The organism is Niallia sp. FSL W8-0951 (assembly GCF_038006525.1).
In the GTDB taxonomy this organism is placed as follows: Bacteria; Bacillota; Bacilli; order Bacillales; family Cytobacillaceae; genus Niallia; species Niallia circulans.
Genome location: NZ_JBBOVK010000001.1, coordinates 1,074,298 through 1,087,668 on the forward strand (window position 1 = coordinate 1,074,298; position 13,371 = coordinate 1,087,668).

Here is a 13,371-nt window from a genome sequence, read left to right on the forward strand (position 1 = left end):
ATTCTCTTTTTGAGTGAAACTAATTCCATTCTGCATCGTACTAAAAGATAACAAGTGGAAGACAGGAGCGTGATTATGGTGGAGCAAATTTTATCAGTTGTATTTGTAATTATTCTTGTTTTTTCTATAATTAGTGTGATTAAACAAAGAAAAAAAGCAGGTGTAACTGGATTTAAAAGTGTGTTAACACCAATTTGCTTTTTTCTTATAAGTATAAACTGCTTATTAGCTATTTGGTTTAAGTATGGGGGACTGGCTGTTTGGCTCATTAATGGTGTTTTGTTATTACGGGCAGCTTATTTCACAAAATATTTGCCGAAAACTAAAAATTGAACGGGAAGGTTCGGTAATCAAAAGCAAACAATTTCTTACAAAGAGCTTATGTTGATAATCTAATGATCGCATAAGCTCTTTTTTTCCTTTATTCACTTAGATAACAAGAAAATTCATTTTTGGATTAGCCTAAATGTAGGTGTTTAAAAATTCGTTAATTCTTAGTAAGTGGCCATATAACATAAATAATGTAAATGGCGGTTGCACTATAAGGTGATTTTGTATATAATGTATATATAGTATATATACATTATATTAAGTATGAAAGATAAAAAAAGAGGGATAAGCATGCAAATAATTATTTCGAACAGTTCAAAGGAGCCGATTTATGAACAAATTACCAATCAAATTAAATCGTCTATCTTAGCAGGGGAACTAAAGGAAGGAACAGCGCTGCCTTCCATACGCAACTTAGCTAAAGACTTGCAAATAAGTGTGATTACAACAAAACGAGCATATGAAGAATTAGAGAAAGCTGGTTTTATTTACTCGATTGTTGGTAAAGGATCGTTTGTAGCCGAGCAGAATTTAGATGTAATCAGAGAGAAGAAATTAAAGGTTATTGAAGAACAGCTAAGTGCTGTTATCGCCAATAGTAAAGAAATCGGCTTGCCATATGAGGATTTACTGCAGTTATTCAATATTTTGTATGAGGAGTGAGAAGGATGGAAAATGTGGTGGAGTTAAGGAATGCCACGAAGAAATTCAAGGGTTTTTCTGTTAATAATATAAATTTAGAAGTGAAAAAAGGCTTTATAACGGGTTTTATTGGCGAAAATGGAGCTGGGAAATCAACTACAATTAAGATGATGATGAATTTATTAAAACCAGATGCTGGCCAAGTGAAACTCTTTGGGTTGGATTATCAAACACATGAAAAGGCAATAAAGGAACGGATTGGCTTTGTATATGATGGTAATGTATTTTTTGAAGGGCTGAACTTAATCGATATAAAACGCATTGTGGGACCTGCATACAAACAATGGGATGATAAATTATTTTATCATTATGTAGAAAAATTTGAGTTACCACAAAAAAAGGCTATTAAGACTTTTTCAAAAGGAATGCAGATGAAAGCATCTTTAGCAATAGCTTTATCCCATCATGCCGAATTAATCATTATGGACGAACCTACAGCAGGCTTGGATCCTATCTTTAGGAGAGAACTGTTGAATCTGTTACAAGAGTTAATGGTCGATGGTAATCGAACTTTGTTTTTCTCCACTCATATTACAACTGATTTAGATCGTATTGCCGATTATATTGCCTTCATACAAAGAGGAGAATTGATTTTTAATCAATCAATACTAGATATCGCAGAGAACTATGCAGTTGTTAAGGGAGGACTAGATTTACTGGATAGAGACACAGAAAAAAGCTTTGTTCATCTAAATCGTGGTCCGACGGGGTTTGTGGCATTAACAGATAATCGAAAAGAAGTGGATCAGGTATTTGGTGATAGTGTTGTGATCGAACATGCGACATTAGAAGATATTATGTACTACACAAAAGGAGGAATGCAATATGTTTAATTTAATAAGACGTGATGCAATCCTTCAGAAAAGGCAACTCTTAGTATTTATCCCTTTTATCGTATTTTTTATTGTGATGAATATAGACTCTGTTTTCATTTTTCTCGTCGCTAGTATTTTTATCCCGTTTAATGCATATGCATATGATGAAAAAGCAGAGACAAATATATTATTAAATTCCTTACCTTATACACGAAAGGAAATCATTGCATCACGCTATATTGGAGCAGTTGTGTATATGTTAGCGTCTATTCTACTGACAAGTGCAGCCTTGTTTCTTTTTAATAAACCATTTACACTTACAGATATTGCCGTTGGGAGTGGTTTTTTCTTGCTGTTTGCTGCTTTCACCTTTCCATTGTTCTATATGCTTAAGCCTGGCTATATTACAACAGTTGTTATTATCAGTTTTCTTGTTTTATCAGCCATAGGGCCTAGAGTCGTTACCTTTCTAGCGGAACATTTAACCAGTATAACAGATTTTATTATCAATTTATCCCTTCCAACTTTATATACAGGAGCGACCATTTTTATTCTTGTTGTCTATTTAGCCTCATGGGGAGTTGCGACAGTGATTTACCAGCGAAAAGTATTTTAATATAAATATCTTTAATATCCAACAAAAGATGTAGGTACAGAATGAAAAACTGGAGAAGACAGTAAGTAAAAGAGAAGTTATCCATCAGTGGGGGAAACGAAAGTCTCCATTGATGGGAACTTTCTCTCTTTTTTTTAATATAGATTGCTCTATACATACAAGCTGATGTTCTGCAAGGTTCCAAAACTTGTGGATTAGAAGCTTGAAAGGAAATTACGTTTTAATAACAATTGGCCCAGAGATCATTCTTAAAATAAGAATATTTTTTTGTAACAAATCCCTTTTTTAATGTAAATAAGTTACAAAGAGTAAGAACGGAAACCTTTTACTAAAAAAGTACTCCTGTTATAATACAAATAAAGATTCGATGTAATAACGAGAATAAGGGGGATACTAATGACTGGTAAAGTAGATACAAAGGAAGTGTGGACACGATTTATTCAAGAAGGATCTTTAGAACCAGCAAATTTAACTCCAGAGATTGAAGAATCTTGGCATCTTTGCCGGCAAAAAGGCTTAAACCCACATGATGGCATAACTGATTGTATCTTGACCCCAGAGGAATTCGAAGAAAGATTGGCAGAAAATGAATTATTAATTACTTTAGCTAAGCAAAATGTTAAGCGTTTACAAAAATTTTTACGAGGCTGGCGTTTTGTCATTATTTTAACAGATAAAGATGGGTACATATTATATAAAGAAGGGGAAAATTCTATTAGCATTGCAGCAGAAACGATCCGATTTAAAGAAGGAGCAAAATGGGGAGAAATAGAAGTGGGAACTAATGCAATTGGTCTCGCGGCAAGATATAAAAAACCCATGATGGTTAGAGGGTATGAACATTTTTCGAAAGCATCTCAACAATGGAATTGTTCTGCCGCGCCAATTTTTAACCAGCATAAAGAAATGATAGGAGTTTTGAATGTATCTAGTCTCTATCAATCTATTAACCAGCCATATGTGTTAGCATGTGTTAAGCTTATTGCTGATTCCATTTCACTAGATTGGAAAAAAAAGATGCACGAGGATATGGAGTTTTTGCTGCGAACAACTTTCCAAAGCAGTGGACAATACATTGTTTGTACCATTGATAAATACATTTGTGCCCTTCCAAAAAATCTTCAGCAAAAATATCAAAATTGGATTGGCACATCATTAAGTCGATTCGCGCAAGAGACTGGTGCAGTATCTGCCGTACATATTCCGATTATGCACCACCATCGACTCATTGGATATCGAATACCTCTCCGTGCGGAAACAAGCTTTGTTTGGAATGGAAGTAGAGGTTTAAGCAAAAGTTACAAACAAGTGCTGGAATCTATTAAAAATGTCGCCCCCACGGATACTACGGTACATTTAGTAGGAGAAACTGGTGTTGGCAAAAAGTTTCTTGCTAGTTGTATTCATGAAAATAGCCCAAAGTCAACGGCCCCTTTTTATAAATTACACTGTTCGATGCTTACTAAGGATATTCTTCAAAGGTTTCTTTCTACAGATCTGCAGCGTTTGACTAAGAAAAGGCATCAAGTGGTCGAGGAAGCAACGATTTTTTTGGAAGAGATTGGAGAACTTTCGATTTCCTCCCAGCAAATGCTTTTAACCATCTTACAGGAAAAGGAAAGACAACATCACAAATCCTATCGTTTTATCACATCTTCCACGAAAGATATCCGTGATCTAGTAGAGCAAGGGATAATAGATCAAGATTTATTCTACTATATTTATGCCTATCCCATCTATCTTACTCCTTTGCGTGAACGAAACGAAGATATACTTGCTCTGATTGATTACTATTGTGACAAGAACAATTGGCATCCAGAGTGGAGAATAAATTGGAAATTACTATTTTCAAAGGGACAATGGTATGGAAATGTGCGAGAATTATATAATACTCTAGATCGATGCAGAATTTTATATAAAGAGGATGCGCCAACTGAAGAACAGTTGTATGAGCAAGTAATGATCGCAGAAAAACATATGCAAAAATCGTACCATAGAAAGGATCCGAAGACTAAATTTGAAATTCAGGCAATTACAAACGCTCTAAAAAAACACCATGGAAATGTGTCAGAAGCAACAAAAGAACTAAATATGTCTCGTGCGACTCTTTATAGAAAAATAAAAAAATATCAAATAAAAAATTTTTTATAAATGTTCACATTCTCAGTTTGGAAGATAGTGAGACAAAAATGAGACAAATTTATATGATTGGAGAATAAATAAGACAACCGAAATGGTGGTCTTGCACATTCTCCAATCTTTTTTTTGTTTAATAATAATTAGTTTTCTTCAAAGAAATTATTGCTTAAGAAAGTATGCGTCTTTTTTTAATAAAATGATGGTGAGAAAAGTGAGAAATAATGAGAAAGTCTGTCTCGTTTCAATCGATGACAAAGGTTAGAAATGTTGATTTATCAATGTTTTAAGCGCTTTCAAAAATAGAAAATATGTTGTATCATCGAAGTGTGTTAATACTGGAATATAGAATGGAGGAAAGAAAATGAAGAAAGAAACTGCTTATTGGGCCTATACGAAAATGAATGAAATTAGGAAGTTTGAAGATCAAGTTCATAAGATTTTTTCAACCGGGGCAATCCCAGGTTTTGTTCACTTATATGCAGGAGAAGAAGCGATTGCTGTAGGTGTATGTGCACATTTAACGAATAAAGATTATATAACGAGTACACATAGAGGTCATGGTCATTGTCTGGCTAAAGGCTGTGACTTAAATAGTATGATGGCAGAGATTTTTGGAAAAGAAACAGGGATATGCAAAGGAAAAGGAGGTTCTATGCATATTGCTGACCTTGACGTTGGCATGTTAGGGGCTAATGGCATTGTCGGTGGAGGATTTCCGCTTGCAGCTGGTGCGGCTTTAACAGCCTATGTAGAGGGAACAGACAGCGTAACTGTCTGCTTTTCTGGAGATGGTTCCAATAATCATGGAACATTTCATGAAGCAATTAACATCGCTTCAATCTTAAAGCTGCCTGTTGTTTTTGTAGTAGAAAATAACGGTTTCGGAGAAGCCACTCCATATCATTATTCTACTTCCTGTAAACAAATTATTGATCGTGCACCAGGCTATAGTATTCCAGGAGTAAGAGTAGATGGAAAAGACTTAGTAGCTGTTTATAATGCAGCTAAAGATGCAGTGGAACGAGCCAGAAATGGAGAAGGTCCTACTCTTATTGAAGCGGTTACGTATCGAAATTATGGTCACTTTGAAGGAGATGCACAAAAATATAAATCAGAAACAGATCGTGAGAAGTGGCCAGTAGATGAAGATTGTATTGAAATCTTTAAAGCATATGCTTTTGCCAATGATTTGTTAACGGAAACAGAAGTGGAACAAATTGAGAACGAAGTGGAAAAGGCAGTGGACAATGCAGTAGAATTTGCAAAAAATAGTAAACAGCCTGACCCATCCATGTTACTAGAAGATGTGTATGTCAACTACAAATAATAAAAGAATGAGGTGAAGGAAGAATGGGAAGAAAGATTACATTTTCACAAGCTATCAATGAAGCAATGGATATTGCCATGGAGAGAGATAATAAAGTTATCTTAATGGGAGAAGATGTTGCAGGTGGTGCGACCGTTGACCACTTACAAGACGAAGAAGCATGGGGCGGCGTTTTTGGTGTTACCAAGGGATTAGCAAATAAATATGGCCGTAAACGAGTTATCGATATGCCGATTGCAGAAGCGGGATATATGGGAGCAGCTGTAGCAGCAGCAGTTACCGGATTACGTCCGATTTCAGAGTTAATGTTTAACGACTTTATTGGAAGCTGTTTAGATGAAGTGCTTAATCAGGGAGCGAAAATGCGTTATATGTTTGGCGGAAAAGCAAGAGTGCCTTTAACCATTCGTACAAACCATGGCGCAGGAGCGAGTGCGGCCGCACAGCATTCCCAGACTTTATATGGAATGTTTACCGCAATCCCAGGTTTGAAGGTAGTTGTGCCATCTAATCCGTATGATGCAAAAGGTTTATTACTTTCTGCAATTGAAGACGATGATTTAGTTGTATTTTTTGAAGATAAAACCCTGTATAGCATGAAAGAGGAAGTTCCGGAGGGATACTATACCATTCCGCTTGGTAAAGCAGAAGTGAAGAGAGTGGGAACTGATCTTACCATTGTGGCAATCGGAAAAATGGTCCATGTTGCGATGGAAGCAGCTGATAGATTAGCGAGTAAAGGAGTGGAAGTGGAAGTAATCGATCCTCGTTCATTATCTCCACTTGAAGAAGAACCAATTTTGGAGTCTGTCGAAAAAACAGGAAGGCTAATTATTGTAGATGAAGCAAATCCACGCTGTAGTGTAGCAGCCGATATCGCAGCACTTGTCGCTAATAAAGGGTTTGATTATTTAGATGCTCCAATTAAAACAATAACGGCCCCACATACTCCTGTTCCATTTGCAACTAATTTAGAGCAATTATATATACCAAACGCAGAAAAAGTTATCAATACGGCATACGAATTAATTAATGAATTAACTTTAGCTCGATAAGTGGAGGTGAAAATATGTCAACTGCTATTGTGATGCCGAAATTAGGAATGACCATGAAAGAAGGAACCATTGTGGAGTGGTTAAAACAGCCTGGAGAATCCGTCTCGGAAGGAGAAGGTGTGGCTGTTATTAGCTCAGAAAAACTAACAAGTGAAGTAGAGGCGCCAACAGATGGAGTACTTCTTACAATCATTGAAGAAGTCGATAATGAAGTAGAAGTTGGAAAGCCAATTGGAATAATAGGTAATGAAAAGGAAGCGGAAAGTGAAAGTAGTCAAGATGTTAGGGAAGGAAAAGATGCAGCATTAGAGGAGAATGCGCCGGCGCGACAAGAGGCGGAAGTAAAAAGGAAAGATACAAATAAGCGTATTCGGATATCTCCCGCTGCAAGAAAACTTGCACAACAACTGCGAGTGGATACACAAAAAGTTACTGGTACTGGGCCAAATAATCGGATTACGAGAAGAGATATTCAAGCATTTGCTGACATGGGTGGAGAAGTAACAGAACCAAAGGTGGATCAAGAAACTAATACTATTGTACAACCAAATGTACAACCACCAGACGTAAAAGGCGAAAAACTATCTGTTATGCGTCAAACAATTGCAAAACGAATGCAGCAAAGCTTGTCTACAACTGCTCAATTAACATTACATCGAAAAGCAGAAATTAATGCCCTTCTAGATTTTCAAAAGGATATTAAGAAACAAGTAATGGAAAGTGAACTAGATGTCCGATTAACTTTAACGGTGCTTATTGCTAGAGCTGTTACATTAAGCTTGCGTGATAAGTCATTTATGAATGCTCATTTGATTGATGGTAAATTATATTTATTTGATGAGGTGCATTTAGGAATTGCAACATCTTTAGATGCCGGTTTAGTCGTTCCAGTAGTTAAAAATGCAGAACGGCTTCCGCTCGGGGAATTAGCAAAAGCTATATCGTCTGTAACGGAAAAAGCAAGAAATGGACAATTACCAGGATATGAACTAACGGGATCAACTTTTACTATTTCTAATTTAGGCCAACAGGGAATTGAATATTTTACCCCAGTCCTAAATACCCCTGAAACAGGTATTCTTGGTGTAGGAACATTTATTGAGGAAGTAACACTAGAAAATGAAAACGTAAAAACAGTGAAAAAATTGCCTTTAAGCTTAACCTTTGATCACCAAGTGCTTGATGGAGCACCAGCAGGAGATTTCTTGAACCGCGTTGTTTATTATCTAGAGCATCCATATTTACTAGTGTTATAGATAAAAAGAGTGTAAAAAGTAGATAGGCGTGCAAATGAAAAATGAATGCAGCTCTATTCCATGTTAGATAGCACCATTTATTGATGTTTGAGAAATTTTAAGAAGCGGGGCAGTACGACTTTTCTCTGTAATCGTGCTGCTATCTTAAAAGTCCAATTCAATATGGTAGCTTTAGGTACGAAACATGAATACTTATCGTTGGGATTAGCTCATCATTTTTCTGTGAGCTCTCCGTAGAAGGAAGGGAATCAAGAAATGAAGAAATATGATGTCGTTATCCTAGGTGGAGGTACGGGAGGGTATGTAGCAGCAATACGTGCCTCGCAAAAAGGAAAGACAGTTGCAGTAATAGAAAAGGATAAGCTCGGTGGAACTTGTCTTCACCGTGGCTGTATTCCAAGTAAAGCATTATTGCGTACAGCAGAAGTATTTTCTACATTTAAAAATGCTGCAAGCTTCGGGGTAGACGTAAGTGGAAATATAGCGGTGAATTTTCCAAAAGCACAAAAAAGAAAAGAAATGATTGTGCGCCAATTAGAAGCTGGGATAAAAGGATTGATGCAAAAAGGAAAAATTGATGTCTATGAAGGGACCGGTTTTTTCCACTCTAATTCTATTTTGAAGATCACTGATCGAGCAGGAAAAGAAACAAGTATTGAAGCAAAAAATACTATTATCGCAACAGGTTCAAAGCCAAGATCCCTGCCAGGCTTACCCTTTGATGAGAAGCAAATTCTTTCATCAGACGGGGCGCTGTCACTAAAAGAATTACCGAAGAGTATCATCATCGTTGGTGGAGGGGTCATTGGCATGGAATGGGCCTCTTTACTAAATGATTTCGGTGTAAAAGTTACCGTTTTAGAATATAGCCCGCGAATTGTCCCGACAGAAGATGAGGACATTTCACAAGAATTACAAAAAATTTATACGAAGAAAAAAGTACAGATTGTAACCAATGCTTTAGTTGATGCAAAAAGCTGTCGATTAACAGAAAAAGGGGTGCAAATCAGTGCCGAAGTAAATGGAAAAAAAGATATCTTTTCTGCAGAAAAACTGCTTGTCTCCGTTGGAAGAAGTCCTGTAGTGGAGGGAATTGGTTTAGAAAATACTGCAGTTAAACTGGAAAAAGGCGCAATCGTTGTAGATAAAAATTGTCGTACACATGATCATAAAATATTTGCGATTGGAGATTGTATCCCAACACTTCAATTAGCCCATGTTGCCATGCATGAGGGTATTCTTGCAGTAGATACAATTGTTGGGGAAGAAACATATTTGATTTCATATGAACAAATACCTCGATGTATTTATACCGCACCTGAAATTGCAAGTGTAGGGATATCTGAAGCAGCAGCTAAAGCAAGAGGATATGAAGTCAAAGTTGGATATTTTCCGTTCCAAGCAATTGGAAAAGCACTTGTTCATGGAGAAAAAGAAGGGTTCACAAAGATAACTGCCGATAAGAATACAGATGATATTCTTGGGATAACGATTATTGGTCCACATGCTACTGATTTAATTGGCGAGGCTGCATTAGGTCAAATGCTCGAAGCAACGCCTTGGGAAATTGCCCATACCGTTCATGCCCATCCAACTTTATCAGAAGTATTAGGAGAAGCTGCTTTGGCAGTAGATGGCCTATCTCTTCATATGTAATGACAATTGGCTGACCTGTACGATTGGTGTAGATAATGATAATTTGCAAGTATCCATTTAACCTTTGCAGAATAGTGTCTGCCCAGGTATCATTTACGGATTGTAAAAAGGATAAAGTAGTATTTTTAATACGATTGTTCTCCATTCATTTCTAGCTGCGGAAAGCAGAATTTTTGCAAGAAACCTTGTCATCCGTTAAGCTGAAAGTAAGTTTATTTCCATTCTTATATAGGAATAGTATATATAGGAAAGTAACAAAAGGCAGGAGATGGCAAGATGAAGGTCACAATCACCGATGCAGCTGTTGAGAAATTCCGCAGCTATGAAGTTCCTGAGGGTGCAGTTTATCGATTAAGTACCATTTTTAGTGGCGGCTGCAGCTATGTTTACAATTTTGACTTAGCAGTTGATTTTCCACACGAAGAGGATAAGGCATTTGAGGATAATGGTTTAACGATTTATTTAGATCCATTAACGATTAAGCATATTAATGAAGACTTAAAGTTTGACTATGTACAGGGGAAAGGCTTTCGTTTAATTGGACCAAGTGAAATTTATTCTTTCCATTTGGAAGTAAAGCAAAAAGCGAAATAAGGCTGAACAAAAGTATCAGATACTCATAATGAGGTCTGATCTTTTTTGTTTAGTGGCAAAATAAATGGATGTAACTATACCTCTTTATTTTCGTATAAGGATATAAAGTGAGGGATTAGTGAATGTTTATGTATTTCTTGATGCTATCGTTAGGAATCATCTTTCTATTGATTTCAGTTATTTATATGGTACAAATGTACAAGGATAGAAATTATTCTTTAATAATAATGGGGAAGACGTTAGTGGTTTTATCAGTTAGTATCTTTCTTTTATTGATAACTTTTCCAAGTTTAAAATACATATTGTTAAAAGAATATGTTGAAGTAATTGGGGAATGTACTATTGAAATAGATGGCACACGCCGTTATGCCGAAGCTAGATTCGAAATGCAAGATACAGGCGAAGTGTATAGCTTTGACAATATTCCAGACCTTGATGCATATGGCAAGAATGTGCCGTATTACTGTACTTTGACTGTAACGAAAGACAAGAAGTGGGAGATTGGCTATAAAATATATAATGTGAATACAAAGAAGCTGATAATATCTGATGAATAACAACGTGATGTTTACAGTGGATTTTTAAAATGGGTTTAATGAATAGGAGCATAGAATTATGTAGTTAAATAATTTAGTAATTTCTATTCTAACTTTTATTCTTTCCGGTATATACTTATTTAGAGGAATCGTGTCGCAGTCCTTTTTTAGTTGATATATAATTATGAATGAAATCAATTATCGAACAAAGCATTAGATAAGAATGAACCATCATTTCGTTTTATAAATAACAAAAAGGAAGTGAACTGCTTGATTAAATACAAATCCCTTCATCATGTAAGTCTTACTGTAACCGATTTAGAAAAAGCCAAACATTTTTATGGGGAAATATTGTGTCTAGAAGAACTTCCCCGTCCAAATTTTGATTTTCCTGGTGCATGGTACAAAATACAGGATCAGCAACTTCATTTAATTGTTTATCCAACATCGCAGACGATTCGCAAAGATAAATCGCTAAACAGTCGGGAAGGGCATTTTGCTCTCCGAGTTGAAAATTATTATGATACCCGTAGTTGGTTAAAGAAACATAATGTGGAATTCTTAGAAAAACCTTATGGAATAAGCGGATTTGCCCAAATATTCTGTGCTGATCCAGATGGTAATTTAATTGAGCTGAATGTGGATCAGAAAGATTTATAGGACAAAAACTGCCAAGAAAATAAATAATAGGAAACATAGAAATAGGGTGAATTTATCCCTATTTCTTTTATTAAAAAGCAATCATCATTATAATAGATGTTAAAACAAATAAATATGCTAAACCATCAAATAAATAAGTCACTATGCTTACAAACTTTGTAAAATTCTCAATGTATATAGTTTGTAATTCCTCTATATTCGCCTGCTGCTTATGGTAAATGTGCCAATTTTTAAGGATAAAATTTCATCGTCAAATCTCTTTAACGAGTAGAAGTAAAGAAGATTGAGCATTCTTATCGTACAAGTTAAATTAAATAATAGACATTAGATTTTAGATAGTTGATATAATAGCTAATCTCAAATTAGGAGAGTGGAAAATGGAAGCGAATGTTTTTGAACAGCTGGCCAAAAGATATGATACAGAAGATCGAAGAAAACTAGCTAATGTGATTGTGAAGGAAGTAAGAAGAGAATTAGCAAACAGTACACCTCAATCTTTAATGGACTATGGGAGCGGCACTGGTCTCGTTAGTCTAGAGTTAACGGATTTGGTAGCTTCGATTTTGTTAGTGGATTCATCCGAACAGATGCTGGAGGCTGCCCAAGCAAAAATAGCTAATAGAGGAATTACGAATGCAGATATACTATATTCTGATTTTACGCAAGACACCCCGAATTTTAAGGCAGATGTTATTTTAATGTCTTTAGTTCTTCTTCATATCCCAAATACAAAGAAGATATTACAAGCGTTATTCCAAATATTAAATCAGGATGGCAAATTAATTATCATCGACTTTGATAAAAATGATAAAATAAACCATCCTAAAGTACATAACGGTTTTACAGAAGAAGAATTAAATGAAATATTGTCGGAAGTTGGTTTTCATTCAATGAAAAGGAAAACATTTTATCAAGGTAATCATATTTTTATGAATCAAGATGCTTCTTTGTTTATTTCCAGCAGTATAAAGTGAATTTCAAAATATGTAGGCATAGGCTAAATGGTTTCTCTCTTTTCCTGCACTGCTTCATGATACTCATCTGGCAGGTCGCTAAGATAGAGAACGTTGCTTAAAAGTTTAATATCACTATGTATTTGCTTTTTAAGTTGGGTATTTTCACATTTATAATAATCATCCATTAAACGTTTGATTTCGTGACAAATAAGTTCGATTCGGAGCATGATACCGACCCTTTCGGGAAATTATAGACTATACTAATTATGTATCAAATTACTAATGAATGAAAGTGTTAAGTATTATTTAGCTGGTAGAAGATAATAAATGGCCATTTGAATGAGAATTCTTTTTTAACATGATTGGAAAAATTTTTTCCCATCTGCTATAAACTAATTTGATTTTTCTTTGGAGATTAGGCTTTCTTATTGACAAATATAAAAATTTAGCATATCTTATAGTTAGTTTCATACTTAGTTATAAGTTAATTTTCGCTTAAAAATTAAGACTTTAGCATTCTTTTAATAATGAATATTGACTGAATGAAAAAGTAACTTAATAAATTAAGCAAAAGTGATTTGATAAATAAGTAACCTAAATTATTGTACGAGTGTCTTTTATAAATTAAATGAAAATATAAAACCATATAGAGGTAGCTCTTCAAACAATTCGATGTAATTAGTTGAAGGGAAGCCGACAATTTTTTACTTTCTCATGATTGCAGATCAT

General features: G+C 35.2%; 14 protein-coding genes. 13 read left to right on the top strand and 1 reads right to left on the bottom strand.

Annotated features, from left to right (window positions below; genetic code table 11):
• The first annotated feature begins 75 nt into the window (after positions 1-75).
• From NSS71_RS04975 to NSS71_RS05035, 13 genes are all read left to right on the top strand, one after another.
• A complete protein-coding gene (locus NSS71_RS04975; RefSeq protein WP_341151340.1) occupies positions 76-333 on the top strand; it encodes a hypothetical protein in 258 nt (85 codons plus the stop codon).
• Between the two features lie 288 nt (positions 334-621).
• Positions 622-993 (top strand): GntR family transcriptional regulator, encoded by a 372-nt coding sequence (locus NSS71_RS04980; protein ID WP_047940229.1) that lies wholly within the window; start codon positions 622-624, stop codon positions 991-993.
• Between the two features lie 5 nt (positions 994-998).
• Entirely contained in the window at positions 999-1,865 is an 867-nt protein-coding gene (locus NSS71_RS04985; RefSeq protein ID WP_047940230.1) for an ABC transporter ATP-binding protein, read from the top strand.
• Positions 1,858-2,463: an ABC-2 transporter permease gene (locus tag NSS71_RS04990; RefSeq protein WP_025908694.1), complete on the top strand. Its 606-nt coding sequence runs from the start codon at positions 1,858-1,860 to the stop codon at positions 2,461-2,463. Before NSS71_RS04985 ends, NSS71_RS04990 begins: the two co-directional genes overlap by 8 nt.
• 396 nt (positions 2,464-2,859) lie before the next feature.
• Positions 2,860-4,614, top strand: coding sequence for a sigma-54-dependent Fis family transcriptional regulator (locus tag NSS71_RS04995; RefSeq protein ID WP_047940231.1), 1,755 nt, complete (start codon positions 2,860-2,862; stop codon positions 4,612-4,614).
• 349 nt (positions 4,615-4,963) lie between these two features.
• On the top strand, positions 4,964-5,929 hold the full coding sequence (locus tag NSS71_RS05000; protein ID WP_047940232.1) for a thiamine pyrophosphate-dependent dehydrogenase E1 component subunit alpha: 966 nt from the start codon (positions 4,964-4,966) through the stop codon (positions 5,927-5,929).
• Positions 5,930-5,952: 23 nt separating this feature from the next.
• Positions 5,953-6,984: an alpha-ketoacid dehydrogenase subunit beta gene (locus NSS71_RS05005; RefSeq protein ID WP_047940233.1), complete on the top strand. Its 1,032-nt coding sequence runs from the start codon at positions 5,953-5,955 to the stop codon at positions 6,982-6,984.
• A 14-nt stretch (positions 6,985-6,998) separates the two neighbouring features.
• Positions 6,999-8,240 carry a dihydrolipoamide acetyltransferase family protein gene (locus NSS71_RS05010; RefSeq protein WP_047940234.1) on the top strand — a complete coding sequence of 414 codons (1,242 nt, stop codon included), beginning with the start codon at positions 6,999-7,001 and terminating at the stop codon, positions 8,238-8,240.
• Positions 8,241-8,495: 255 nt separating this feature from the next.
• On the top strand, positions 8,496-9,896 hold the full coding sequence (lpdA, locus tag NSS71_RS05015) for a dihydrolipoyl dehydrogenase (RefSeq protein WP_047940235.1): 1,401 nt from the start codon (positions 8,496-8,498) through the stop codon (positions 9,894-9,896).
• Between the two features lie 276 nt (positions 9,897-10,172).
• Positions 10,173-10,490, top strand: coding sequence for a HesB/IscA family protein (locus NSS71_RS05020; RefSeq protein WP_047940236.1), 318 nt, complete (start codon positions 10,173-10,175; stop codon positions 10,488-10,490).
• Positions 10,491-10,612: 122 nt separating this feature from the next.
• Positions 10,613-11,047, top strand: a complete 435-nt coding sequence (locus NSS71_RS05025; protein ID WP_047940237.1) for a hypothetical protein — start codon at positions 10,613-10,615, stop codon at positions 11,045-11,047.
• Between the two features lie 249 nt (positions 11,048-11,296).
• The gene (locus NSS71_RS05030; protein ID WP_047940238.1) at positions 11,297-11,686 is read left to right on the top strand and encodes a VOC family protein; all 390 of its coding nucleotides are present in this window, start codon (positions 11,297-11,299) and stop codon (positions 11,684-11,686) included.
• A gap of 377 nt (positions 11,687-12,063) precedes the next feature.
• A complete protein-coding gene (locus tag NSS71_RS05035) occupies positions 12,064-12,660 on the top strand; it encodes a class I SAM-dependent methyltransferase (protein ID WP_047940239.1) in 597 nt (198 codons plus the stop codon).
• Positions 12,661-12,683: 23 nt separating this feature from the next.
• On the opposite strand, the gene NSS71_RS05040 is transcribed toward NSS71_RS05035, so the two are convergent.
• Complete coding sequence (locus NSS71_RS05040; protein WP_047940240.1) at positions 12,684-12,869, bottom strand: hypothetical protein; 186 nt, start codon at positions 12,867-12,869, stop codon at positions 12,684-12,686.
• Positions 12,870-13,371: the final 502 nt, after the last annotated feature.

Coding starts and splice junctions, on each gene's coding strand:
- NSS71_RS04980 (WP_047940229.1), top strand. CDS start 622: ATGCAAATAATTATTTCGAACAGTTCAAAGGAGCCGATTTATGAACAA.
- NSS71_RS05005 (WP_047940233.1), top strand. CDS start 5,953: ATGGGAAGAAAGATTACATTTTCACAAGCTATCAATGAAGCAATGGAT.
- lpdA (WP_047940235.1), top strand. CDS start 8,496: ATGAAGAAATATGATGTCGTTATCCTAGGTGGAGGTACGGGAGGGTAT.
- NSS71_RS04975 (WP_341151340.1), top strand. CDS start 76: ATGGTGGAGCAAATTTTATCAGTTGTATTTGTAATTATTCTTGTTTTT.
- NSS71_RS05035 (WP_047940239.1), top strand. CDS start 12,064: ATGGAAGCGAATGTTTTTGAACAGCTGGCCAAAAGATATGATACAGAA.
- NSS71_RS05020 (WP_047940236.1), top strand. CDS start 10,173: ATGAAGGTCACAATCACCGATGCAGCTGTTGAGAAATTCCGCAGCTAT.
- NSS71_RS05040 (WP_047940240.1), bottom strand. CDS start 12,869: ATGCTCCGAATCGAACTTATTTGTCACGAAATCAAACGTTTAATGGAT.
- NSS71_RS04995 (WP_047940231.1), top strand. CDS start 2,860: ATGACTGGTAAAGTAGATACAAAGGAAGTGTGGACACGATTTATTCAA.
- NSS71_RS05025 (WP_047940237.1), top strand. CDS start 10,613: ATGTTTATGTATTTCTTGATGCTATCGTTAGGAATCATCTTTCTATTG.
- NSS71_RS05010 (WP_047940234.1), top strand. CDS start 6,999: ATGTCAACTGCTATTGTGATGCCGAAATTAGGAATGACCATGAAAGAA.
- NSS71_RS04985 (WP_047940230.1), top strand. CDS start 999: ATGGAAAATGTGGTGGAGTTAAGGAATGCCACGAAGAAATTCAAGGGT.
- NSS71_RS05000 (WP_047940232.1), top strand. CDS start 4,964: ATGAAGAAAGAAACTGCTTATTGGGCCTATACGAAAATGAATGAAATT.
- NSS71_RS04990 (WP_025908694.1), top strand. CDS start 1,858: ATGTTTAATTTAATAAGACGTGATGCAATCCTTCAGAAAAGGCAACTC.